The 24817-nt window shown below is 54.3% G+C and carries 16 protein-coding genes; 6 read left to right on the top strand and 10 right to left on the bottom strand.

Translation table 11 applies throughout. From position 1 onward, the window contains the following. Positions 1 to 134: 134 nt before the first annotated feature. The 3 genes from GS632_RS20680 to GS632_RS20670 are packed head-to-tail and all read left to right on the top strand — an operon-like array spanning position 135 to position 7950. Positions 135 to 6587, top strand: a complete 6453-nt coding sequence (locus GS632_RS20680) for a GAF domain-containing protein (protein ID WP_171722408.1) — start codon at positions 135 to 137, stop codon at positions 6585 to 6587. A 3-nt stretch (positions 6588 to 6590) separates the two neighbouring features. Next, the gene (locus GS632_RS20675) at positions 6591 to 6932 is read left to right on the top strand and encodes an Hpt domain-containing protein (RefSeq protein ID WP_171181931.1); all 342 of its coding nucleotides are present in this window, start codon (positions 6591 to 6593) and stop codon (positions 6930 to 6932) included. After that, on the top strand, positions 6925 to 7950 hold the full coding sequence (locus GS632_RS20670) for an adenylate/guanylate cyclase domain-containing response regulator (protein ID WP_171181933.1): 1026 nt from the start codon (positions 6925 to 6927) through the stop codon (positions 7948 to 7950). The genes GS632_RS20675 and GS632_RS20670 overlap by 8 nt, the downstream gene beginning before the upstream one ends. A gap of 160 nt (positions 7951 to 8110) precedes the next feature. On the opposite strand, the gene GS632_RS20665 is transcribed toward GS632_RS20670, so the two are convergent. The 3 genes from GS632_RS20665 to GS632_RS20655 all read right to left on the bottom strand — a co-directional run bounded on the left by GS632_RS20665 (position 8111) and on the right by GS632_RS20655 (position 12494). Then, positions 8111 to 10612: a cation:proton antiporter gene (locus tag GS632_RS20665; protein ID WP_171722407.1), complete on the bottom strand. Its 2502-nt coding sequence runs from the start codon at positions 10610 to 10612 to the stop codon at positions 8111 to 8113. Further along, a complete protein-coding gene (locus GS632_RS20660) occupies positions 10612 to 10890 on the bottom strand; it encodes a cupin (protein ID WP_171181937.1) in 279 nt (92 codons plus the stop codon). The genes GS632_RS20665 and GS632_RS20660 overlap by 1 nt, the downstream gene beginning before the upstream one ends. 71 nt (positions 10891 to 10961) lie before the next feature. Next, a complete protein-coding gene (locus tag GS632_RS20655; protein WP_171722406.1) occupies positions 10962 to 12494 on the bottom strand; it encodes a phospholipase D family protein in 1533 nt (510 codons plus the stop codon). Between the two features lie 367 nt (positions 12495 to 12861). Here GS632_RS20655 and GS632_RS20650 point away from each other — a divergent pair, with 367 nt between their 5' ends. Beyond that, the gene (locus tag GS632_RS20650; protein WP_171181941.1) at positions 12862 to 13011 is read left to right on the top strand and encodes a hypothetical protein; all 150 of its coding nucleotides are present in this window, start codon (positions 12862 to 12864) and stop codon (positions 13009 to 13011) included. Between the two features lie 393 nt (positions 13012 to 13404). Here the strand turns inward: GS632_RS20650 and GS632_RS20645 are convergent, their stop codons facing one another. Together GS632_RS20645 and GS632_RS20640 are read right to left on the bottom strand one after the other, a co-directional pair. Further along, positions 13405 to 15033: a N,N-dimethylformamidase beta subunit family domain-containing protein gene (locus GS632_RS20645; protein WP_171722405.1), complete on the bottom strand. Its 1629-nt coding sequence runs from the start codon at positions 15031 to 15033 to the stop codon at positions 13405 to 13407. A gap of 9 nt (positions 15034 to 15042) precedes the next feature. Further along, positions 15043 to 17517, bottom strand: coding sequence for a CoA transferase (locus tag GS632_RS20640; protein WP_171722404.1), 2475 nt, complete (start codon positions 17515 to 17517; stop codon positions 15043 to 15045). A 105-nt stretch (positions 17518 to 17622) separates the two neighbouring features. Between GS632_RS20640 and GS632_RS20635 the strand changes: the two genes are divergently transcribed. Beyond that, entirely contained in the window at positions 17623 to 18561 is a 939-nt protein-coding gene (locus GS632_RS20635; protein WP_171722403.1) for a GlxA family transcriptional regulator, read from the top strand. Between the two features lie 213 nt (positions 18562 to 18774). Here the strand turns inward: GS632_RS20635 and GS632_RS20630 are convergent, their stop codons facing one another. From GS632_RS20630 to GS632_RS20620, 3 genes are read right to left on the bottom strand one after another with little or no spacing between them, the layout of a single operon-like run. After that, positions 18775 to 19329 (bottom strand): CIA30 family protein, encoded by a 555-nt coding sequence (locus tag GS632_RS20630; RefSeq protein WP_171722402.1) that lies wholly within the window; start codon positions 19327 to 19329, stop codon positions 18775 to 18777. An 11-nt stretch (positions 19330 to 19340) separates the two neighbouring features. After that, on the bottom strand, positions 19341 to 19793 hold the full coding sequence (locus tag GS632_RS20625) for a TspO/MBR family protein (RefSeq protein WP_171722401.1): 453 nt from the start codon (positions 19791 to 19793) through the stop codon (positions 19341 to 19343). A 13-nt stretch (positions 19794 to 19806) separates the two neighbouring features. Continuing rightward, entirely contained in the window at positions 19807 to 20310 is a 504-nt protein-coding gene (locus tag GS632_RS20620) for an aggregation factor core (RefSeq protein ID WP_171722400.1), read from the bottom strand. 227 nt (positions 20311 to 20537) lie between these two features. Here GS632_RS20620 and GS632_RS20615 point away from each other — a divergent pair, with 227 nt between their 5' ends. After that, on the top strand, positions 20538 to 21200 hold the full coding sequence (locus GS632_RS20615; protein ID WP_171722399.1) for a substrate binding domain-containing protein: 663 nt from the start codon (positions 20538 to 20540) through the stop codon (positions 21198 to 21200). Positions 21201 to 21398: 198 nt separating this feature from the next. Here GS632_RS20615 and GS632_RS20610 read toward each other — a convergent pair whose 3' ends face one another. Beyond that, entirely contained in the window at positions 21399 to 22304 is a 906-nt protein-coding gene (locus tag GS632_RS20610; protein ID WP_171722398.1) for a haloalkane dehalogenase, read from the bottom strand. Between the two features lie 256 nt (positions 22305 to 22560). Next, positions 22561 to 24450, bottom strand: a complete 1890-nt coding sequence (locus tag GS632_RS20605; RefSeq protein ID WP_171722397.1) for an SLC13 family permease — start codon at positions 24448 to 24450, stop codon at positions 22561 to 22563. Positions 24451 to 24817: the final 367 nt, after the last annotated feature.

Below are 24817 nucleotides of genomic sequence, written 5' to 3'. Positions count from 1 at the left end.
GGATTGCCAGATGACCAACCATCGGCTTAAGCGCGTTGAATTCTGTCCATAAAGAAACTCTGTGACTTCTATCGTATGCCCTTTAAACTGCGATCTTGTGTGTTTCATTGGTTTGCGCGGGAGCTCGAACGCAGGTGGATGGGAAGAGGACATCGGAAGAAGCCGGAAGTTCAGCGTCGTCATCTGCGCACAGTGTGGGGCTCAGCGCGGATGATCAGCAGGCGCGGTTCGAAGCAACCGCACGGGTTATGCAAGCGATCTCCGAGACCAAGGATGATGTACAGCCGGTATGCGACCTTATTGTAACACTGGCAAAAGATCTCTGTGATGCCTTTTTTGCTGGTCTGGTTCTTGGACGCGAAGGGGATGCGCGTCAGAAACTGGTTGCCAGCGTCAATCTACACCCGGATATCCAACAGCTCTGGCGCGACGGCAAGTATACGATGGAGCCGGGCAACTCGATCGTAACTGACACTATTCTCAGCGGTGAGACCAGACGCGTTGTCGACATGGGCGACACCGATTTCCATAGATCAGGAGATGAGCGCTTTAAGCTCATTGTCGACACGCATGGGTGCCGGAGCAATCTGTTTGTCCCGTTAAAGGTAGGTGGCAGCGCAATCGGTTGCCTGATGCTGGCACGGAACGAAGTGAGACCATACTCTGACGATCAGGTGCAGCTGGTTGAAACTTTCGCCGCTCAGGCGGTCATCGCGATAGAAAATGTTCGCCAGTTCAGCGAGTTGCAGGCCCAATTGGCTCGCGAAGGTGCCACGCGCGACGTTTTGGAGACGATCACCCGGTCTCGGGATGATGAAGCACCGGTATTTCAGACGATCTTGGAAAATACGGCCCGGCTTTGCGAAACGGACGTAGCTACATTGAGCCTCGTAAATGAGGCGGGAACCCATCTGGAATATGCGGCCCATTTTGGCGATCAATTGGCCACATATAAAGTCGGCGTGGATCGTTGGTCTTTGGATTCGAATTTACAGATTGCCGAAGCCGTGCGGGAAGCGCGGGTCATTCACAATGTCGATTTGCGCCAGACAGACCACTACATCAACGGGGATCGTTGGCGCCGCCAATTGGTTGATGAAGAAGGCGTCCGATCGTTTCTGACGGTTCCTTTGATGTCTGCGGATGGTGATCCTGTAGGCGTCATCGGGATTTACCGTCGGGAAGTGCGGCCCTTTACAGACAGCGAGATTTCTTTGGTCGAGGGCTTTGCGGCGCAGGCTGTGATCGCAATCGACAATACCCGCCAAATGAAGGAGCTGCGCTCACAATTAGAACGGCAAACGGCGACGCAGGAGGTACTGAGTGTCATCAGCAAAAGCCGTGACAATGACGCACGAGTTTTTGAAGCCGTGCTTCAGCAGGCCACGGAAATCTGTGACGCGGATCAGGCGGCGCTGGTTTTGGTCAACGCTGCGGGAACCCATATTCAATTGGCCGGTGCATGGGGGCACGATAGAACCGACGTTGAATTAGGAGAGGAGTGGCCTCTTGATGGTTCGGTCACGGCAGCGGCGGCGATACGAAATTGCAAGGTTGTACGTGTCGAGGACATCGCCGACACCGAGTTCTACCGCTCGGGTGATCCTACGGCTGTTACAATGGTCGAAATCGAAGGCATCAGGTCACGGGTTGTTGTGCCCTTGATGCAGGGGGAACAGGCGATCGGTGCTATTGCGGTTAGCCGCCGCGAGGTCCGCCCATTTTCTGATCCCGACGTGCAATTCATCGAAGAGTTCGCCAAACACGCAGTCATAGCGATAGAAAATACGCGCCAATTTCGAGAGGTTCAGGAACGGCTAGAGCGCGAAAAAGCATCGCGAGAAATCCTCGAAGTCATAAGCCGCAGCCGCGATGACGAAAGACCTGTATTCCAAAGCATTCTCGAAAACTCCAGCCGTTTGTGCAAAGCGCCGTTGGCCTTTTTATGTGTCGCTGATCACGAACGCGGTCTCGCAACGATCCCGGCCAATATTGGCGCAAGAACCGATTTTGACGAAGCGCTCAAAAACTTTGTAGAGCCGCTAACGCGCACTGAATTAATTGCGATCAAACCAATGATCGATGGCGAGGTCATTCGCCAGGACGACATCGCGGACGATCCTCTTTACTTTAGGGATCGTGACCCAAAACGGGTTCAGATGGTTGAGATTGAAGGAGCCCGCTCGGTTCTGGCGGTTCCGTTGATGAAGAACGGCACCGGTCTCGGGGTGATCGTGCTCTATCGTCGTGAAGTTGCACCTTTCTCAGACGACGATGTGGCTCTGGTCCAAACCTTTGCAGCTCAAGCCGTAATCGCAATGGAAAACGTCCGCCAGTTCCGGGAAGTGCAGGATCGGACAGCCGAAGTAACGCAAGCCTTGGAATACCAGACCGCCACCTCTGACGTGTTGTCGGTCATCTCGCGATCTCCAGACGAGCTGAGACCGGTGCTCGAAGAAATCCTGAGGGTCGCAAGCCGAATCTGCGAACCAAAATATGCCGCTATTTCCTTCCTGAATCCCGAAGACGGCCTTTATCACACTGACATCATGCTCGATTTTGACAGCGAATTCATGAAATTCATGAAAGCTAACCCGGTGCCAGCAGGACACGGGAGCGGCATTGGTCAAACAGCTGCACGAGGCGAAACAGTCTATTACAAGGATACCGAGGCGGACGAGTACAAATGGAAAGAGGCCGCGCGCATCGGGAATTACCGTTCGCTCCTGGGCGTACCACTGATCAAGGGCAAAGCTGTGGTCGGAGTGATAGTCTTGTGCCACGACAAAGTCGCACCGTTTGATGCAAAGCAAATCGCCCTTTTAGAAACTTTTGCGGCTCAGGCCGTAATCGCGATCAACAATACTCAGCTGTTCGAAGAAGTTCAGGCCCGTACAGCCGAAGTTGAAGAGACACTGAAGTACCAGACAGCCACATCTGAGGTGCTTGATGTCATCTCCCGGTCACCCAACGATCTACCGCCTGTGTTGGATGCAATCCTGGAGGTATCGTCGCGCATCTGCTCGCCAGAGTATGCGTTCTTTGCCATGCGAGATGCCGACGATGGGCTTTATCGCGTGGTTGTGTCCCATAATGTAAGCGACGCGTTCCTGGATTTCTTGTCAAACAACCCAATTGCTCCTGACGAAGGTTCATGTATAGGGCGAACCGCGTTGCATGGAGAAACGGTCTATATCGAGGATACTCGGAACGATGCCTCTTACACGTGGAAAGAAGCCGCGGAGATAGGAGATTACCTTACTACATTGGGGGTCCCACTTGTCAAAAATGGTCGCACGCTTGGTGTTATTGTTATGGCACACAGGCAGGCGTCGGCATTTAGCGGCAAACAGATCAACCTTCTGGAAACATTCGCGTCCCAGGCCCTGATTGCTATCAACAACACGCAGCTCTTCGAGGAAGTGCAAAGGCGCACGGCAGAAGTTGAAGAATCGCTGGAGTATCAAAAGGCCACGAGTGAAGTACTCGAAGTTATTTCCCGATCTCCGGACGCCTTAGAGCCGGTGTTGGAAGCGTTGCTTGCCGTTTCGTCCCGTATTTGCCGCCTTCAAGATGCTTTTGTGGCGCTGAAGAAACCTGAAGATGGCAAGTACCATTTCTTTGCTGGCCACAACGTGTCAGACGCATTCACCGACTTTATCAAAATGCACCCATTTGAACCGGGGGAAACATCTGCAACTGCACGGGCGCTGTTGTATGGGCACGCCGATTACGTCGAAGATACTCAGGCCGATCCCAATTATGATCCAGTTCTGAAGTCGAACCTCGACGGTTATAGATCCGTCCTTTCGGTACCGTTGATACGTGACGGCGACACAATTGGTGTCATCAGCATGGGGAGCAGAACCCCCGCAGCTTTTGACGAGAAGCAAATCAAGCAGATGGAAACTTTTGCTTCGCAAGCGATTATCGCCATTCAGAACTCGCAGCTTTTCAATGACACACAAACTGCACTTGCCCGCCAAACAGCAAGTGCGGACGTTCTCAGAGCTATTTCTGAATCCCCAACCGATACCAAACCAGTATTCGAGAAGATTGTCGGACTGGCAACGACGCTGATAGACTGCGACCTGGCTATTGCCATTCAAGCCAATAGAGCTGAGATTTGGCAGGTCGCTGTCGCAACTCCTCAAGGTGTGGAAGAAGTCAAGTGGACGGATCGGCTTCCGATTGATCCCGAGGACAATTTACCGTCCTGGTCGATCAAAAGTGGTAAGACGCTGCACATGCCAAAGTGGCGCTACGATGAATTACCGCGGCGCGACAAAAAAATCTTTCGCGAAAAGGGCTTTAAATCGTCTTTGATGGTGCCCTTGATGCGCGGGAAAGACTGTTTCGGCAACTTGGTATTTATTCGAAAGACGTCAAAGGTTTTTACGGACGACGAAGTGTCGATTGCCGAGTCTTTTGCAGATCAGGCCATCATCGCGCTGGAAAACGTGCGCTTGTTTAACGAGACTCAGGCTTCCTTGGCACGTCAGACTGCGAGTGCGGACATTCTAAGGGTGATCAGCCAATCTCCTGACGACATCAAACCTGTCTTCGAGGCCATTGCAGAGGCAGGCGTACGGCTGGTTTCCTGTGACATGGTAGCCGCCATGACGGCGCAAGATAATACGTTCGAGGTTCTGGCAAGGGTCAGTGCAGAAGGAGTTGCCACCCTTGAAGGCAACCAAAGTTTTCCGATCGACCCGAATCCGATGTTCAGCTTTCCTGCTCAGGTTCTTCATCAGAAGAAGATGCTTCATCTGCCCGATTGGGACACGATCGAGCTCTCGCCATTTGAACAGATTACGTATGATCGGCATGGCATTCGCGCCGCTTTGTTGCTGCCCTTGATGAAAGGCAAAGCGTGTCTGGGCGTGTTGGTTTTCGCTCGGAAAACAGCCGGGGCTTTCACCAAAGATGAAATCGACCTCGCGTACTCGTTTGCGGATCAGGCGGTAATTGCCATCGAGAACGTGCGCCTATTCCGCGAGGCCGAAGAGGCGCGAAAGGCCGCAGAGGAAGCAAACGAAGCAAAAAGTGCTTTCCTGGCGACAATGTCCCACGAAATTCGAACCCCCATGAATGCCGTAATCGGGATGAGTGGGCTGTTGATGGACACAGAGCTGGATGCCGAGCAAAGTGACTATGCGAATACGATCCGCGATAGTGGCGATGCGCTTTTGGGTATCATTAACGAAATCCTCGATTTTTCGAAAATTGAAGCTGGACAGATGGATATCGAGAACCATCCGTTCGACCTGCGCGAATGTATAGAAAGCGCGCTCGATTTAGTCAGCGGCAAGGCTGCCGAGAAACAACTCGATTTGGCCTATGAGTTCGATGACTCACTCCCCCAGGCGATCAGCGCGGACCTGACCAGATTGCGGCAAATTTTGCTGAATCTTCTCTCTAACGCTGTGAAATTCACCGAAAGCGGAGAAGTGGTTCTGTCAGTTGAGCAATCTGCCGAGGTAAACGGATCACTGGAGCTGACGTTTAGAGTCCGAGACACAGGTATCGGCCTATCTAAAAAGGGTATGAGCCGCCTATTTCAGTCTTTCAGCCAGGCAGACAGTTCAACGACCCGCAAATATGGCGGCACTGGTCTGGGTCTTGCGATCTCGAAACGCCTCGCCGAACTTATGGGAGGGACCATGTGGGCTGAAAGCGAAGGAGAGGGAAACGGTTCCACCTTTGTTTTCAAGATTCAGGCAAAACCTGCAAAACCAGTTAAGCCGTCCTCCCGCAATCTTGTCGGCCCTCAGCCTGAACTTGAAGGCAAACGCATTTTGATGGTCGACGATAATGCCACCAATCGCAAAATCCTGTCTCTTCAAACCGAGAAATGGGGCACCCGGACCACGACGTGTGAAACTCCGTCAGAAGCGCTGAGTATACTTGGAGAAGGCATCGAGTTCGATTTAGCAGTTCTAGACATGCATATGCCTGAAATGGATGGGGTAGAGCTTGCCAAACATATACGCGCCAAGAAGCCTGGGTTGCCACTAATCCTTTTCAGTTCACTTGGCCCGCGCGAAATAGATTTGGAGGATGGGCTCTTTGCTGCCAACCTTGCCAAACCTTTGCGCCAATCCCACCTGTTCGATACTCTGGTCACACTGTTCGCGACTGAAAAGGTGCGCGTAAAGCCGTCAAAACCACAGGACAAACCCCAAACCGATCCGGACATGGCAACGCGCCATCCGCTGCGAATTTTGCTGGCAGAGGATAATTTGGTGAACCAGAAACTTGCACTCCGCCTGCTGGAACAGATGGGCTATCGCGCTGATTTGGCCAGCAACGGTGCCGAGGCTGTCGAAAGCGTCAACCGGCAGACATACGATGTCGTTTTCATGGATGTGCAAATGCCCGAGATGGATGGGCTTGAAGCGTCTCGCCGTATCAACAAAGCGCATCCGGATGGAAGCCGTCCTCGCATAGTCGCGATGACCGCCAACGCCATGCAGGGCGACCGTGAGATGTGTCTGGAAGCAGGGATGGACGACTATATCACCAAACCGATCCGCGTGCCTGTCCTCATCGAAGCCCTATTAAATTGCCCCAGAACAAGAAGGTGATCCATGACAGACAGCCCGATTGATCATGAAATCTTCATGGAGCTAAAGGACGCCACAGGCGAAGAGTTTGCAGCAGAGCTTGTGAACACCTTTCTCGACGAAGCGCCAAGTATGATTGGCGAATTGAAAGCGGCCGCGAACGAAGCCGATGCCGACCGATACCGCCGTGCTGCACATTCTATCAAGTCGAACGCCAACACGTTCGGTGCAACGGCTCTTGCCGAACTGGCCAGGAAAGTCGAACTGGGAGAACTGCCCGAAGCCGGAGACTTAACAGAAGCTGCCGCTTTAGAGACCGCCCTCGCCACTGCAGCTACTGCCCTACGGAGCCTGATTGATGTCTGACGCCCCCGGTCATTTGCTCATCGTCGACGACAACAAGGTCAATCGCTTGCTTTTATCTCGCAGTGTAGAACTCTTGGGCCATCAAGCATCGGTCGCGGAAAACGGCCGAGTGGCGATGGAGATGTTGTCTGGTCAGCCATTTGACTTGCTTTTGCTGGATATCGAGATGCCGGAAATGGACGGTTTCCAGGTTCTTGAAGCTGTCAAATCGGACACCGAACTGCGGGATTTGCCAGTGATCGTGACGTCGTCTGTTGAGGGACTCGACAATGTCGTACGCTGCATTGAATTGGGTGCCGAAGACTACCTGCCGAAACCAGTCAACAAGACACTTCTCAGTGCGCGCGTCTCCAGCGGCCTTGAAAAGAAAAGACTCAGGGACGAACAAAAGCGACTGCTAGAGCGTTTTGCAACAACTGAGGTGGCCCAAGACCTACAGGAATCTGGCTTTGCCATAGGTGGTAAGCGCGCCAATGCTTCGGTTCTATTTTGTGATATTCGCGGCTTTACGACCTTGTCGGAAAACCTCGCTCCTGAGGATACGATTGACCTGCTCAACACCTTTTACACCTTGATGTTTGAGGCAGTTACCAGCAATGGCGGGATTGTCAGCCTGATGCTGGGTGACGGGTTGATGGCTCTTTTCGGAGTTCCGCAGCCCCTGCCCAACTCGGCGCAAAGTGCAGTGGCGGCAGGACATGAAATGCACAACATGATCGAGATGTTAAATCTCGAACGGCGCGCAGAAGAGAAAAGCGACCTAAAGATCGGTATCGGAATAGCGACTGGCGAAGTCGTCGCTGGCTATGCCGGGACAGACAACCGGGCGACGTATACTTGTATCGGATCGACCGTAAACCTTGCTGCGCGCCTGGAAGCAGAAACGCAGAAAACCGGAAGCCGGATGTTGATTGATCAAGAAACCTTCGATCTTTTGGAAGGGGCTGACGTGTTGCAGACATTTGGTGGCACCAGGATCAAAGGTTTCTCTGATCCGATCGATATTCATGCGCTTTGACCATTCGCGCAGCGCAGTGGGTGAACTCCGTTATTCAATGAACTCAAAATTTATGAAGCAACGCCATGAGCACACCGGCACGGGTTTAGCAGACAGGTAACTATCGAGACCTGTCCAAGCGTCATCAGCTAGGACTTCGTGCAATTCGAAAACTTGGGCGTTACTTCGGCTCAAGAAGCTTTTCCAGTTCGACACCTTGGTTTGCGGCGCTCGAAAGTACGGCTTCGCGCAACGCCTTACTGCGCTTAACAAGCCTCCGGAATTTTTCTTCATCCAAAACCAATAAGGTCGTGGGTACAATCGCTTGGACGGAGGCGCGGCGTTTTTGGCGGAGCAATAATTCAGCTTGCCCAAAAATTTCACCCCTACCCAACCGCCAACTCTGGCCGCCCATCTCCAATTCAACTGCTCCTGACGCAATGAAGTACACGCTTCGCGCCGGAGCGTTTTTTTGGATGACAACTTCGCCTGCCTCAACATAGCGCGTCTTCAAAGCGCGGACGAGCTTTCTAAGCCTCGCGGGATCCACGTCTGAGAATACGGGCAATTGTTTTACAAGCTCGGTGGCCCGCGGTGCAATGTCGATCCTTGGGCGTTCTTCTTCCTTTGCACGTTTCGCGGAAACATCATTCAAGAGTACGGAATAGAGTTCTGCACCTATGAGCCCTTCATCGAACATTTCGGTGTACTCTCGTTCTTCCAGCCGCAGAGCAATTCGGCGAATGAAACGACGCTGAACTTCTTCTGCAAAACCCGGGTACTGAAGCTGAAGGCCGTCAAGAGCTGTATCGACATATTCTGCGCGCCGATCAACAAGCTCCCTTAGAATGTCCGTCACCCTTCGCCCATGTATTCGGCGAATGCGTCGTTCTAAAAACCGATAAACGTCCCGCAGAACGAGGCGTTGTGCAAGCAAGACTTCAAAACGGTGCGCGGTCACACGGGCAAGTGGTGTTTGCAGCCGGAGCTTGTTGTTTAAAAAAGCGGCAATGCGAAACAAACGTCCGTAGTCCACAGTGCGACGTGCCGCTCGCAAGTATCCCGTGCGGCCCTGCAAGCGTGTTGCTTCAATAAGCCGGTCAATATCCAGAAGCGCCTTTTCGGCCAGTCGAATAGAAAGTGATCTGTCGCGCATGTGGCTAAGAACAAAATTTCGTTCCGCTCCTGCCAGGGCAAGGAGGCCCAGGGTTACGCGGTCCCGGTCAAGAATGTCTTTGCGCTCTTCGGCCGAGCGAACCTCTGTTTCCAGTCTTTGCCCGAACTGAACAGCTTCAGACCTGATGATTTCCGGATTCAGTTCGTAGCTCGCAGTTGTTTTTTCCACATCTTCCCGAACTGTCTGGAGCGACACAGCAACAACCTGGCGGGACAAGGCTTCGTCTACTGATGAAAGCTTATCGAGCCCAAGGCGACGTATGAAGGGCCTGAGAGTCGGCCCTTGAACGATCAGGGTAAATAGGGTGAAACCCGTCGCGAGGATACCAACGGCGCGTTGCGTCTCGGCGGCGACTTGATTGTTCTCGGTGACAGCAAGCGCCAATGCCAGCGTCACCGCACCTCGCATACCGCCCCAGAGTATTGCGTAACGAAACGGACGTTCCACAAGTGGTGAAACACGTACGAGTGACAAAAATGGCAGAAAACCAAACAGAATGAAGACCCGCGCGGCAACTGCGGCAACAATCACAACCAAGATCAGCACAAAGTCTGTCCACTGAACACCGCTTAACAGTTTGGGGATTAAAAGCGCCGCTAAAATGAAGATCAAAGCTCCGGCCCAATGCGCAAGAACGTCCCATACATCTGTGAGGCTTGTCCAAGCTTGGGGGGTCAGTCGGCCGGGCGCAGATAGGTTCAATGTGATCCCAGACACAACAACCGCGATTACACCCGACGCGCCGACACTCTGCTCTGCAATGACATATGCCAGATAAGGTAAGGCAATGGAGATCGAGATTTGAGCGAGCTCGAAACCTTCAATCAAGTTCATCAACCATAAGCTGGAACGCGCGAGAACCCATCCTGTCACAGCCCCCCCAACCAAAAGTAACGGAAACTGAACCAAAGCATCTTGCGGTCGCGGGTCGGGCGCGCCGACCATGACGAATCCTATGAACAGTCCAAATAGGGCGATTGCGGCTGCATCGTTCAAAAGGCTCTCGCCTTCGATTATTCGCGCCAGTCTTTGCGGGGCGGCAATCGAGCGAAAGATGCTAACAACCGCCGATGGGTCCGTCGTTGAAATGATGGCGCCCAGCAGCAGGCAAGCAACGGTAGGAAGGGAACTAACTGCCGCAAGAGCAAACCCAACGGTGAATGTCGCCACAAATACCGCGACAATAGCCAGAACGAGTATCGGCACCCAGTCGTCCAGCATACGTCGCAAGTTCATACCCAACGTCGCCTGAAAGAGTAGCGTGGGCAAAAAAATGTAAAGAAACACATTCGCGCGGATTGGAAACCCGAGGATTGCTTCCGCCACCGGGTTCATCACTTCCGTCAGATCAGTCTGAAGGAAAAAGGTCGCGGCAACACCAATTATGATGCCTAGAACCGCAAGAACGACGCTGTATGGAATTTGAAGGCGTGCCGCAACTGGCTCGGCAAGGCCGATAACCACGAAAAGCGAAGCAACCACTGTTGTTACAAGAACAATGTCCATCAAACGTCGCCTGTTATGATGTCACGAGGCACGCTTTCATTCGCGCTCACGCGGATCACCCCCGTAAGATTCATCAGTCCTTGGGGAGCTGGCATTACGTGGAATGTTTCATTCCATACAGACTTTATCCTTAAGAACATGGGGTTCTTGTAGGATACAGGTTCTGAAAATTCGATTGCCTGAGCGGATAGAGCAAAGCGCCACCTTTCGTTTTTGGCTTCGACATCTTGCCGATGGCTCTCGCCAGCTTCACCAGCATAGTGGTTGAAATCCTTCACGGTAAAACCTTTTCAAGTGCAGCCGCTTCCCCAATTACGTCGGCAAGCCGTCAGAGTATCTATCAAAAAAACTAAAGCTGAGACCCGATTGGTAAAATACTTAGAAATCCGGCGACTATATGATCCCAGGCCGACCCCGTCGGCTCTGATCGATATTCGAGAACGTTGTCATCCTCTCCTCTTGTCGTCCATTTTAGTTGACCAGCTTGCTCTAGCGTCACGTTATAAGTGTATGCGGGTAGCGCCTCGTCCAAAACACCCATGGTTTGCGTGGTCAAGGTCGGCGAATCTATCAGAATTCCCATTTCCGTGTTTATGTTGACAGAACGCGGATCCCAGTTGAACGATCCCACAAACAAGTAACGGTCATCAACTGCGAATGCCTTGGAATGTAAGCCCGACCTGGACTGAGCCCAGTTGATACCGCGGCGTTGGACCTGATAGGCGTCAGGCCGTAGCTCGTAGAGTTCTACTCCACCGCGTAATAGTGCTCGGCGTTTTTTGGCATAGTGCGCATAAACGGGTGCGACATCGTTAGATGCCAGGGAATTGGTTACAACCTTTACGTCGACACCGCGGCTTTCTAGTTCGGTCAGCCATTTCACACCATTGTTGCGCGGCACGAAATAGGCGGACACGATATTCACTTCACTGCTGGCATTCTCGAAATACGGAAGCAATTGAGACGCAAGAATTGGATCTGAGTTCTCGAGACCTGCGGCTTTTGAAGGCGGATCAGCATACAGTTTTGCGGGCAACCAATCCAATGATAGGGCTCCGTCCGCAAAATTCTCTTTTGCTGACTTTCTGAGGGCCGCGCCGTACTGCGTTTGCTTCGCTTTCTCGACCAGTTCATTCAACATGCGGCGCGCATCACCAAGATCAAATTCTTCAGGTTCACCAACGACCACACGCGCAGGAACGGCGAACTCGCTGTTCCAATACGCATCGAAACTGCGGGAGACCTCACTTACAACAGGACCTGCTGCCAATACGTCCAAATCTGCGTAGTTCATTTCCTTCCGTGCCAGAAAATACTCGGCACCGATGTTTCTGCCACCCACTATTGTAAACACGTTGTCAGCCGTCATGGACTTGTTGTGCATTCTGCGATTGATGCGTTTGAAATCTGTCAGCCCTGCAATCAGCAGGCTTTGATCCCTCCAAAACGGGTTGAACAGCCTGATCTCTATGTTCTTGTGGTTGTCCAAAGCGGCGGTCATCGCGTCATAGCTGGACGTATCCATGTCATCCAGCAGAAGCCGGACACGAACACCCCGATCTGCTGCCTGCAACAGACTGGCTGCGAATAGGTGGCCCGTGGGGTCGTCGTGCAGAAGGTAATATTGTGCGTCAATTGTTCGCTCGGCTGCAGCGGCCATCAACAGCCGAGAGACAAGCGCTTCTTCCCCATCACTGATTAGCTTGACACCCGACCGACCGTCTTTGGGGTCGCCAAGCCGGTTGGCTGCCTGTCCCAAAGTTGTATTTGCACTCGCTGGCAGCGAAGCCGTCACTGTCTTTTCATATGTACGTGTTTTGGGGGCACAAGCGACCAGTGCAACCGTGCAGAATAGATAAACCACGAATTTCCACGGCGCCATCGACATCCTCCAAAACCCATGCCCTAGGTGACTACGACGGGGCACGCGATTGCAAGTTTGTTCTTTGAAGCCATTGGTTGTTTCTTTTGCCGGTGTTGTATTCGCAGGAGTTTTGTCGCTGACCTCTGGAGTCGCGATTTTGACTCTATCCCATTTCAAACGCACTCTGACATCAGCCAAGTGGGGACGGGAGCAATGCCTCACCAAGAGAACAGAAATGACCCCACCCCGGATTCTGCGCCGCAAGCCGCGGTATGTGGCTCTGTTCCCTGTGGGTTTCCTGCCCACCACAAGGTCCCGTTCGAATTTGTTTGATAAATTCTAATTCGACACAGGTGGTTGAGCCAAGCTCACCTATGGAGCGCACGTGCTGCCCGATCTAAAAGGCCTCTCTTATCTGGGCGCGCTGGTCTATTTCCACGACGCCGCTGAAAGCCTGAGCTTTTTGCGCGCCACCCAGGCGCTGAACGCGGCGCCATCGGATAACCGCGCTGGAAGACGCCAAGCCGCTGTTTGACACCAAGGCCAACCCGGTCGCTGCGCTTGGCGCCCAGATCGGCGAGGCGTTCTGGAAAGAGGCGCTTCCGCACATCCATTAACGCGACCGCTCGACCTGGCGTCACTGGCTGAACGCGGTCGGCGCTCCGACCGACTTTGCCGAGCGAGGCTAAGTGCTGACAAACCCCATATGGTTCGGGAGGCGGCGGGTTACAGACGGGGCATCGCCATCGGCTTTTTCCCTTTATTGACAAGTTCCTTGACCAGTGGCGGCTTGACGGCGTCGGAACGCAATCGATCAGTTCGAACCGGGGCTATTTCTGCAGGTGAATTCTGGCGCCAGACTGCAGGCCGAGGCCTTCGTCGACTGAGTTGCGGGTCAGGCGGAAGAGTTGATGGTTCGGCCTTAGGCTCAGGACCTGAACCGCTCCAACACGTTCCGGGTGATCTGTTCGACCTGCCAGTCCCGCCGGGTGAGGCCCATGACCCATTCACAGGTGGCGGCGTTGAAAATCTCTCCCTCGCCGCGCGCCCAATGCAGGATCACGCCGTTACCGCGGGTGCTACGGTCCAACGAGTCCTGTGTGATCTCGCCAAAAACGGTCTGCGCTTTGAACTTCGCGTCGTCGTCGCCGATATAGACTGTTTCGCCCCACACCCCATGCGCGGGTTCCACATTGGTGGCGAGCCCAAGGGCCAGTATCTGGATTGCCGGGTCCGCCCCGTCGCTGCCGGTGGGAAAGGGCAAGCCGTCCTCCATCCGGTAGTCCACCCCGTCGACTTCGTAGCCAAAGATGCGAGAGGCCGCGCCCAGCTGATCGCCATAACCCAACTGCGTGTCCTGGAACGCCCAATGTTCGGGCCGGTAGACCGTGAAACCACCACTGCCCTGGCCGACGCAGCGGCCCAGGCCGGCATAGACGCCTTTCAGCCCGTTTGCGCCGAAAGTCTGGGCTCCCGGCCAGTTCACCGGGTCCACCTCCCACGCCGCCGTGACCAGATGCGCCTGATCGGTTCCGATCAGAGGATCGCGTTCGGCGTTGTATTTGTAGCAAATCTGGGTGCGGCCTTCGTCCTCGATCCGGGTTTGCCACAGGAAGTTGCCACCAAACCGCGCGACCCGCCCGCCTGCATCAACATAGGCGTCGACCGCATGACGCATATTGGCGGACCAGTATTCGTCGTGACCCACGAAAATCACGCATTTGTAGCGGCTGAGTAGCTCTGGATCAGCGTCGAGGTCATGTTGGGTCGCATAGTCCAGTTCGAAACCCTGCGCCTCGGCCCAGCGCGCGAAATGGCGTTCGTAACTGGCCCAGCCGGCGGAAGCGTATTTCTTGGAATAGCCATAGGCATAGGCCCATTCCATGTAGGGATATCGCACCATGCCGCCGGGCACATGCGGAGCCTCGGGCACCGCGCGGGGGGCACCTTCGGGCAGTTTGCAGAACCCCCGCGTCCACGGGCGCTGGGTGGAAACGACCGGTGAGAATTCATTGCCTTCGGGTCCGTGGATTCCTTCGTAATGGTTCGAGCCACCCCAGCAGTTATAGGCCAGCCAAGTGCCTGTTGCGCAGACCAGCAGGTACGGCGCCGGGGGTCTTTCGGCCGCGCGGCGCAGCAGGAACAGGTGATGTTCTTCAACCCGGTCTCCATCGCGTTCTGCGCTGAGTGTGACCAGATAGCCGCCCTCGCGCCAGCCTTCCGGAATGGTGAAGTAATAGGAACCTTTCCACCCGCAACCGCTGACGGAACACTCGACGGGCGTGTCCTGATGCACGCCGGTTAGCCCGGTTTCGGACAGCAGCGGTTCATAACGCAGTCCGTCGCGTCCCATCTCCACGTTCCACTGCGCCGCGGTGGTCGACACCCGCAACGTCACTGTGTCACCTGGGGCATAGGTCATCCGGTCGGTATACCCCCAGATCTCAAGCACTGCGTCATCGCGCGCCGGACCGATATAGTAGTTGTCCAGGATATGCCGCGCCTTGGCCCGCGTGCGGGGCGTCGTGGCAGGGCCTGGCCTTTCCGAGCGTGTCATCTCACCATCCTATTCCGGCAGATATTTTTCGGACCAGCTTTCGCTTGCCGTTCCAGCAGTGATCATTGCCTTGATCTGGTCGCCAGAGAAGCCGATTTCGTTCAGAATCCGACGTGTGTCGGATCCGTATTTGGGCATTGGCCCAGGGATCGCGATCGCCGCGCGCGCAGGACGAACCGCATTTGGCGCCACCAGATCACACCAGCGGCCCATCGGATGTTGGTCGTGTCGGATCACGCTAAAGGTATTCCCCGCCAGGTCGATTTGCCCCTCACTCTCAGGCTGCAAAACCGCATCGCGGGTTTCATGCAGCGATCCCAACGGCATTGCTGTGGCAGAACTTCCGGCAAAAGCCTGCGCCCAGTGAGCCGCGTCGTGAATTGCGAACCGGTCTGAAAGTGCTGCAACCATTTCTTCTTCAGGTATCTTGGCCAGGTCAGCCAGTTCCGGCACGCGCATCAGCGCGCCTCGTTCCTCAGAGGGGGCCGCAAAAAACATCCAATCATCTGCAGCCCGGTAGCAGTGATAAAACGGACCCCAGCCCAAGGCCTCGCGTCCTGAAGGTTCATCAAAAGGGGCACGGCCGTCAAAATCGTACATCAATTGCGCCTGTATTAGATTTCCCGCACCGGCCAGTGCAGCACGGGCAATGCCGCCTTTGCCGGTCTTTTCAAGCCGCAGAAGTGCCGCCCCCAGAGCTACGCAAGCACAGAACCCGGTCAATACGTCGATGGTCCCGAAGTGCGCGTGTTCTTCAGGCGTTTGCATACCACCGCCAAAACGCACCATGACCCCGGTCGCGGCCTGTGCCAGGTCATCGTAACCCAGGTGATCAGATTTCGGACCGCGTGCGGGACCGCCAAAGGCGTCAAGCTGTACCAGGATCAGGCGCGGGTTGATGGCTGCAAGCTGCGTTTCACCCAAACCCAAGGCATCGCGCTGTTCGTCTGTGCCGTTCATTGTGACCACGTCTGATCTCTTGATCAGCTTGCGCAAGGCCACCTGCCCATCCTCTGAGCGCAGGTTCAGCAGGACACTTTCCTTGCCGCGATGCGCGTGCAAACCGAAAACGACAGTGTTCCAGGGATCAACCGAAGGTTCCACCGGCTGCACGGACGTCACTTGCGCTCCGTAGCGGGCCAGGGTCGATCCGATGGTCGGACCGGCGATTACGTTGGTCAGGTCCAGCACCTTCAATCCTTCAAGCCAGCCTCCCGCGCTGTCGCCGCCTTTTCCCGTCCGGGGAGCCTCAGCCAGGATGTCGGTCAAAGGGGCGCTAACTGAATCCGGCCCCGGACGTTTGACCAAGGCACCCTCATCCCCGGCCAGCCACGCGACGTTCCCCATCTGCCGCATGGCACCATGGCGCGGGTCGTCGACCTCCAGCACCAAACCTGAGGCCAGCGCATGAGGATCCGCCAGCCATTCTCTGGTAAATCGTTGCGCCGTGGCTGGCGCCTTGGCCGCGCCAAACAGGATCTCCCATTCTTGCGAGGGCTTGGTCAGAAACGCAGCCTTCATGGCTGCTGACACGCGCGCCCGGTCCCGGTCGCCAACGGGGTAGTTGCGCAGGGACCAGTCATCCGGCCAGTCCGCCGTATCCAGATAAGCATCGAAATCAGGCAGCTCATCCGCCAGTTCTTTCAGGCCCAGCGTCTCCAACACCCGACGTGGATGTGTTTTGACGCTGCCTGCCACGACATAGAACCCACGCCCGTCCGCGCAGGTATAAGTGCGGTAGAACGGATCCAGGAACTCTTCCAACTCACCAAAGCTGAGGTCCATGGGCAGACCTTCGGCCGCACGCCGGTCAAGCTCTACCTCACGCGGGGATTTGTAACGTTCGGGGTAATCCTTGATCTGTTCACAGTTATAGACCAACCCCTCCAGCAGCGAAGAGGCCAGCGGAACCTCAATGTGCTCTCCTCCATTGCGGTTCCGGGCAAGCAGCGCAAATTGAACCGCCATTGCGCCGAATGCCGCCCCATAAGCCGAAGCAAGCGTCAGCGGAGTAAAGGACGGGTTGATCCCCATCAATCGCCGGTTCAGGCCCATATCGGTGAACTGCCCAGTACGCGCAGCGATTACGGCCTCCCAGGCTGGCAGATCTGCCAGAGCCGGGTCTGTCGAGGCGAAGCCTGGCAAGGACAGCGACACGATGCGCGGGTTGATTTCGCGCAGTGCCTCAGGCTCCAGACCCAACCGCTCCATCACACCGGGTCGGAAGTTTTCGATCACCACATCAGCGCGCGCGACCAGTTCGCGTGCCGTCCTCAGGTCCGCCTCGGTTTTCAGATCCAAAGTCACCGCAGTTTTCCCCCGCGACAGCATGTCGGTGGCGGGGTCCTTCAGCCGCGGCCCACCGGGCGGGTCGATGCGGATCACGTCAGCCCCCATATCGGCCAACATCATGCCGACCAAGGGACCAGCCAGATATTGGCCAAAATCAAGCACACGGATGTGGTCAAGGGGCCGTGTCGTCATATCAACCTATCTCCTTGTCGGGCTTCTAGCACTGAACTGACGTTACGATTGCGTTTCCGAAGCCGCCGAACCAATATTGCCAAAAAACGCGCGGATTCTGCCAAGATGGCTCCACTCACCATCACAGTTCTTTTGTCGGAGCGGTTCTCCAACATCGTCCTCGCCTGCCTGCTGGAACCTCTGCGTGTTGTGCGCGACAGCGGTGGGGCAGACATCCGGTGGACAATTCTGACGGTGAATGACGCGCCTGTGACCAGCTCAAGCGGCATTCGGGTTGCGCCAGACGACTGCCTTAAACACATGGAAGCGGCCAACCTGACGCTAATCGTAGGCGGGGATGACTTCCGCAAAGAGGCCGCAGAAAAACAACTCTCACGGCAGCTGCGCCCTCTGCTGCGGTCAGGAGTGGTGATCGGAGCAGACACTGGCGCATGGCTGATGGCAACCTTGGGGTTGCTTAACGGTCGACGGGCAACCATTCACTGGCAGCTCTTTGACGAGTTTTCTGAAAGCTTTCTGGCCACTGCGGTATCACCTGACCGGTTTGTGCAAGATGGGCGGTTTTGGACCTGTGGCAGTGCGGCAACCGCGCTTGATCTGATTCTGGAATTTATTACTGGCCACTTCGGGGCCGCCGCTGCGCAAGAGGCGGCGGCCATGTTCCTGCAGGACAACACAACTGCGCAACTTTCCGGCTCCGCGCTGCATGGGCTCCGCGCCTTCGGCTCCGAGAAGCTGCGTATGCTGTCCGCCAGGATGGATGACACGCTGGAAAAACCCCTGCCTCTGGCCGAGCTTGCGGCCTGCGCCAACATGTCTGAACGCAGTCTGGCGCGCCTGTTCCACCAAGAACTCGGAGTGTCCCCTGGACGGCACTACCAGGCCATGCGCCTGACACGTGCGCGTGATCTGAGCACACACACCCGGCTGAGCATCGAGGAAATCGCCCTGCGCTGCGGCTTTTCTTCAGGCTCGGGGCTGCGCAGGGCATTTCAAAAGCAATATGGCCAGCCGATCCGAAGGAGAACCGGCAGCCCCCCGTAGCGGGCGTCCACGGCAGAGTCATTTCTGTGTTCAGGATCAGACATGGTCCTCGTTTGCGCTTGGCTGCTGGTAGAGTACGTTTGAATTGAGGTTGCGTCAAAACCACCAGCCTTGATTGGATGGCCAAGGTTTTCGCGAAATCAACGTCCTGAGACAAGACAACCTCAAGTTTCACAATGGCTGGCATCCGAGGTGAAACTAGGAACCTGACCTTCAGTAGAGACCAATCTCGCTGACATCTACGCGGGCCTCGTGATCGCGCCCGTAGGCTACAACTCCAACTGAAGTGATTTCGTCAGCAATGGGAATAGCACGCAACATGGCACCTGAAGCCTTGAAACCTGACAGAGGTAAATAAACTTCGGTCCAATCGTTAGAAGTTGCGAACTCGGCCTGATAGTATTGCCACGGTAGCACTGTGCCACGCGTTCTGAGGTGAACAAAGTAATGTTCGCCGTTCCCCCGCACCAATAACCTGACACCTGATACACCATCATCCGGTCGATCAGACAACTTGCGTCGGAACTGGATGAAGCCCCCGTTATTTTCTGTACTCACGGTTCCGGTCAACCGTGCGAATGCAACATCACCTTCCGAACGAAACTGCACGTGCCCTGAAGAAACTCCTCCCATCACCGTGTCGGCAACGTAGTCCCAACGCGTCTCCGGAGACTTGGAGAAGTCTTCAGTCAGTTTTCCATCAGCCTGAGCCATTGTGCATCCGATGATAACAAGACCTGAAACAAGTCCAATGAAGTTGGCTCGCATATTGTTCCTTCTCAGTTCAGTAGCGCAATTGAAAGGTTCAGCGCCGTGGCAAATGCAACCCATGCGAAGTACGGCAGGAAGGCCAGCGCGGAGACACGATCAGAGTGCCTGATCCGAGCAATGAACGTGGCGATGACAGCCAACAACGCAACAATAACCACAAGGGCAAACCACGGCAGCTGCAGAACGAAAAAGGTTGGAGACCACAAAAAGTTAAGACCCATCTGCGCCCACCAAAGATTCATTGCGGTCGAGCTTCGGTCTGTTTCGAACTGACGCCAACCGACCATGGCAATCAATACATAAAGCACAGTCCAGACCGAGCCAAATATCCAATTTGGTGGATTGAAAGCCGGTTTAGAAAGCTGCGCGTACCATTCGTCAGGTGCAGTCAGTGTCCCAATCAGGATGCCGCCGCCCACCACAAGCGCAAGGAATGCTATGCGGATCAACCAGTTCGACATTGTAGGATAGCTTTCAGCAGTCCTTGGTCGTCACGTTCACAAGTGCTTCGGAAGAGAAGGTCGCAGTACTGGTCTCACCCTCATCGGTAAATGACACCGTGGCGCCTTCGATCTCTGACCCTGTTACGGTGATTTCGCGTTGCCCGATAGTGTCATCGACATCAATGGTAAAGGAGAGTTTGTCCCCGGCTGCGAGGGAGGCGATCTCAAGTTCAATTGCATCTTGCCCGTCCACGACCGCTGGAATTTGTCGCAAGGCATCCGCACCCTCAACGAATTCAAGCGGTTGGAAGACCTCTACACCCGCACCCTTTTCGGTAACGTCGAAAATCAAACGTCCGGCAGATTGCGACAAGTCAATTTTGACGGTCGAGGCTTCTACTTCGCAAGCTCCGACGTTTGTTAGAACAAAACGGTCTTTGGGTGCGCCTTCTATAAAGCGAATTTGTACACCAGCCTGAAGCGAAGTGGCTGCAAATAATCCAAAGGTCGCCGCAAGAATACTCTTCGGGAGCATATTTATCTCCTTGCTTAAAGGTTCTTGATAGATACGCTTCGACGGGTTTCTTGGATCAGACTTATGCCCTTAAGCTTTCGTGGTTCAGCCGACAAGACCTTTCGAAGTTCCATGCACCGCTGTCCTAAGGATTACGTCAAAACATGCCATTGTCATTCTCACTGTTTGCTGGAACTTCCTGAAGAACATCCCAGTGCTCGACAACCTTTCCTTCAGCATCCAGGCGAATGATATCGATCCCTGCGTACTCGAGACCATCGGGCCAGATTCGATGGCAATGCAGAATAAGCGCGCCGATTGACTTGGGGCGGAGCATTGTTTCCAAGGTTATTGCCGAATTCACCCAAGAGAACCCTGCCATCTCAATCGAACTGTCCCTCTTGGACGGCTATGTCGACCTTGTAGGCCAGGGTTTTGACCTCGCCGTTCGCTTCGGCAACATCACAGACAGCTCGTTCAGATTGCGAAATCTAGGAAGCTACCAACGTTTCGTATGTGCATCCCCAAAATACCTAACCTCATTTGGAACGCCTGAAAAACCAGAAGATCTATTAAACCACAACTGCTTGGCCATGAGGTTTGGCGACATGATCGACAACGTGTGGGAGTTTGGATCAGGACCAAATGCCCAGCGCGTATCAGTAAAAGGAAATCGAATAGTCAATGATGGTTCACTCATCCGCGATTGGGCGATTGTAGGCCATGGGGTCGTATTGAAGTCGGAGCTGGATGTCGGCGACGATGTTCGATCTGGCAGACTTGTTTCTGTCTTGCGCGACTTCCTCCCGCCGCCGAAACCTTTGCAAATGATGTTCCCGCCTAGCCGAGCCCAACCACGTCGCATAACGGCCTTAGCTGAGCATATGCGCCGCAAATTTGGTGTGAGTTGAGGCCGCAAGGGAAGACATAAAATCGATTCTGCGATTGGCTGCGCTGTTCAAGCCTGTCCTATCAATTTATTCGAAGAGGAACCTCTAAGGCGTGGTTCAGAAGAACCATCAGCAGCAGCCTTTTTGGACGGGAACTGTTGCAAAGTCGAACATCTTTTAAAGGCGACCATTCCGACGGATTGCAGCAACTGATAGCCGCTAGGTTTGCTCAATGAATCTCAAGGTCGCGCGTGCTAGCTCTGTGCCAGCATCTTCTTGAATGAAATGCCCCGCTTTAGGCACAACGATATGATTTTGACCAGATGCCCCAGGGATCGACTTTTGGAACATTTTGTCTACTCCTGCCATGACCCTATCGTCTTCTCCAAAAACAGTCAGAAACGGAGTGTTCAGTGTCTTGAGGGTTTCCCATGCGGCTCGGTTGGCTTCAGAAGCTGGGTTGTCGGGTTTGTCGGGCACCAAAATTGGAAACTGCCGAGCGCCTGCCAAATAGCGTGAATCCGGGAACGGTGCGTTGTAGGCTGCAACCTCTTCGTCGGAAATCTTGGATGTTGTGCCGCCGAATACGATCCGGCCCGAATTAAATTCAGGCACAGATTGTGAGTATTCCCGCCATGAAAGAAATGCCTCGCCCAAGGGTGTGTCACCAGTGGGCAAGGCCGTGTTCGCCACAACCACACGTGAGAACCGCTCGGGCATACGCGCAACCAACCGCAAGCCTATGAGGCCGCCCCAGTCCTGGCAAACCAATGTGATGCCCGTCAGGTCAACTTTCCGCAACCACTCGGACATCCAGTCTACGTGGCGTTGGTAGGTGTAATCGGATCGCTCAGTTGGCTTGTCCGACCGTCCAAACCCAATCAAATCAGGAGCCAGAACTCGATGGCCCGCATCTTTGAATAACGGAATCATGCGCCGATACAAGAAGCACCAGGTTGGCTCTCCATGCATCAACAATACTGGCGGTGCCTGTGTCGGCCCCTCGTCCAAATAGTGCATTCGGAGACGACCGTCTTCGGTATCATCCACATCAAGATAGTGTGGGTCAAATGTGAAATCTGGCAACCCGTCAAACCGATGGTCCGGTGTACGAAGGAACTTCATAGTGAAGTCTCCAAGAATGTCGACAGTCTTGGCAAAGTAACAATGATCGATAAAACAAAATCGGTCCAGTTCCCGCGTATATCGACTTCATGATTGTATGAGTTCGACGCTTTTCTTCGCTCCATCGCAGCAAACGTACTCATCGCGAAGGTCTCGTATCTTCTGCTCCAACACTAAAGTTTGGTCTCAAAAACCTCATTTATGAGTTCGCCTGAGTTGAAGCAGAGCAGATCTGTTCGGACCGCCGAGAGGCGGCTCAGAAGAAAAGGGCAAGCCCGGTCATTGAGACAACCAAGAAAAGGAGAGTCATGATTCCACCTGAGCGAACGAAATCGACCACCCGGTAGCCTGCTGGACCCATGATCAACGCGTTCACTTGGTGTGTTGGGATCAAAAACGAGTTGGACGTTGAAATTGCCACGGTGAGAGCAAATACAGCCGGGTTACCACCCGCCGATACGGCAATAGAAACTGCTAGCGGCACCAGCAGAACAGTTGAACCTACGTTGGACATGACCAGCGTAAACGCCGTTGCCAAAACGGCGATTCCTGCTTGCAGCGACCATATCGGCCACCCTTGAAGGAGGGCCAACACATGCGCTGCAATCCAATCCGCTGTGCCGGTGTTTTGAACTGCCTGGCCCAACGGGATCAGCGAAGCGAGTAGAAAAACTGTACTCCAACTAATCGACTCGTAGGCTTCGTCAATCGAGAGCACCCGGCTCAATACCATCCCAATAGCGCCGATCAACAGGCACAATGACAAGCGCAGATCAGAGAACAGAATTAAGCTTAACGCTATTAGGAAGAAGGCGAGCGCCCATCCGACCTTGTGTGGCCGTAGCTCTTCCTGGGGAAAATCCGAAGTTACAACGACAAAATCCCTGTCCGACTTCAACCGTGTCAGGCGGTCCCACTGCACGTGAACCACACACGTATCACCGGACTGCAAAGGGACTTGCCCGATATGCGTTGCAGCATGATCTTCGGTTTCAACGTGGCTCAGTGTTTCTTCACCACGCTGAATGGCTAACAAAGACAAACCGTGTGTCTGACGCAGGCGCAGATCAATCGGAGTTTGGCCAATAACCGATGAACCGGGCGGGATAACAACCTCAGCCACGCCCGATTGGGTCGCGGCGAAATCATCCGCAAAGACATCTAGTTGGGGAAGTATCTCTAAGCCGTAAGGCTCAGCGAACTGTTGCGCAACCACCCGGCGCAGGCCAAGTACTGCAAGCCGCGCTGGCGCTTCGATCTTGGTATCAGCCATCGGCGCGATGACCTTGTGGCCGCGATAGGATGTGCCAAGAATGTACATGTTATGGGCGACCATTAAATCCGCAAGCGTTTGCCCGATGATGATCGAGCCTTCAGGCACACGTATTTCGAACATATCGGCCCTAAGCCCGTAGGTGTTTTCGACATAGGTCTGCATGGACCGAGCCGAGCTTGCGTCTTCTCCACGCTCCCGCTGCGCTGGAAGGACCCAACGACCAAAAAGCACAAAGTAAAGCACCCCCGTCAGCACCAGCATCACACCGATAGGCGTGACTGAAAACAACCCAAATGTCTCCATTTGTTGGTCAGCCGGAAGGGATGAATTTGCCGATACAATCAGGTCATTCAACAGGATAAGAGGCGACGACCCGACTAAGGTGATCGTACCACCCAGTATTGCGCAAAACCCCATGGGCATCAGCAACCTACTCATCGGGATTTCCGTACGTGCCGAGATGCGGCTAACAACAGGCAGAAAAAGCGCAGCAGCTCCAACGTTCTGCATGAAGGAGCTTATGACACCAACCGTTGTTGATATTATGGGAATTATCCGAGCCTCAGTCGTGCCACCATTCTTGAGGATCAAGGCCGCGACCTTTGACATCAGTCCAGTCTTATCAAGCCCAGCCCCAATTACCATTACTGCGATGATGGACATCACGGCGTTCGAGGAAAAACCTTCAAAGAGCTTGGAGATATCGGCTAGATTACCTAGCCCCGGCAGATAGCTCAGTGCGCCAAGCAGTACCATTACAAGAATTGCTGCAACATCGATCCGTATAATCTCGGTAACAAAAAGAAAGACCGTAAAAGACAATAGACTCAGTACGGCTATCATTTCGTAGGTCAGTGTTGGTAATTCCATGTCGTACCCTCCAACCTGAAATTACCTGACTAGCAGTGAATACGAAGGACCAGCTCCGCGCAGCAGATAAGGCCAAAATCCATCAGGCCGGCTCACGCAGCTCGTTTTTTCGGACGTGGTATCTGGTGAAACCTGGATTTCGCCAACCAAAAGAGACGCTGATGACAAACTCATAAGCCTCTCTTAGACGTCGCAATGCGAAATGAACTTTCACTATTGCTCGATTGTAAACACATAAATTTGCCGTGTCGTCATCATTCATTTTCAATCAATTTTCTTGCTAAATCGGGTAGGCTTTGTGAAAGCCGCCACTGTGAACCGGCATGCAAAATTGACCCCTGTATTAGGGTAATCGGCGTCCAAAAGT

The sequence above is a fragment of the Ruegeria sp. HKCCD7296 genome (assembly GCF_013110775.1).
GTDB lineage: Bacteria > Pseudomonadota > Alphaproteobacteria > Rhodobacterales > Rhodobacteraceae > Ruegeria.
The sequence above is the reverse complement of the archived record's forward strand: the minus strand, read 5'-3'. Positions and strand labels throughout refer to the sequence as shown.

What these genes read in the sequence shown, in the direction of transcription:
- GS632_RS20675 (WP_171181931.1), top strand. Translation starts at nt 6,591, where the DNA reads ATGACAGACAGCCCGATTGATCATGAAATCTTCATGGAGCTAAAGGAC.
- GS632_RS20670 (WP_171181933.1), top strand. Translation starts at nt 6,925, where the DNA reads ATGTCTGACGCCCCCGGTCATTTGCTCATCGTCGACGACAACAAGGTC.
- GS632_RS20665 (WP_171722407.1), bottom strand. Translation starts at nt 10,612, where the DNA reads ATGGACATTGTTCTTGTAACAACAGTGGTTGCTTCGCTTTTCGTGGTT.
- GS632_RS20655 (WP_171722406.1), bottom strand. Translation starts at nt 12,494, where the DNA reads ATGGCGCCGTGGAAATTCGTGGTTTATCTATTCTGCACGGTTGCACTG.
- GS632_RS20645 (WP_171722405.1), bottom strand. Translation starts at nt 15,033, where the DNA reads ATGACACGCTCGGAAAGGCCAGGCCCTGCCACGACGCCCCGCACGCGG.
- GS632_RS20640 (WP_171722404.1), bottom strand. Translation starts at nt 17,517, where the DNA reads ATGACGACACGGCCCCTTGACCACATCCGTGTGCTTGATTTTGGCCAA.
- GS632_RS20635 (WP_171722403.1), top strand. Translation starts at nt 17,623, where the DNA reads ATGGCTCCACTCACCATCACAGTTCTTTTGTCGGAGCGGTTCTCCAAC.
- GS632_RS20630 (WP_171722402.1), bottom strand. Translation starts at nt 19,329, where the DNA reads ATGCGAGCCAACTTCATTGGACTTGTTTCAGGTCTTGTTATCATCGGA.
- GS632_RS20625 (WP_171722401.1), bottom strand. Translation starts at nt 19,793, where the DNA reads ATGTCGAACTGGTTGATCCGCATAGCATTCCTTGCGCTTGTGGTGGGC.
- GS632_RS20620 (WP_171722400.1), bottom strand. Translation starts at nt 20,310, where the DNA reads ATGCTCCCGAAGAGTATTCTTGCGGCGACCTTTGGATTATTTGCAGCC.
- GS632_RS20615 (WP_171722399.1), top strand. Translation starts at nt 20,538, where the DNA reads ATGATATCGATCCCTGCGTACTCGAGACCATCGGGCCAGATTCGATGG.
- GS632_RS20610 (WP_171722398.1), bottom strand. Translation starts at nt 22,304, where the DNA reads ATGAAGTTCCTTCGTACACCGGACCATCGGTTTGACGGGTTGCCAGAT.
- GS632_RS20605 (WP_171722397.1), bottom strand. Translation starts at nt 24,450, where the DNA reads ATGGAATTACCAACACTGACCTACGAAATGATAGCCGTACTGAGTCTA.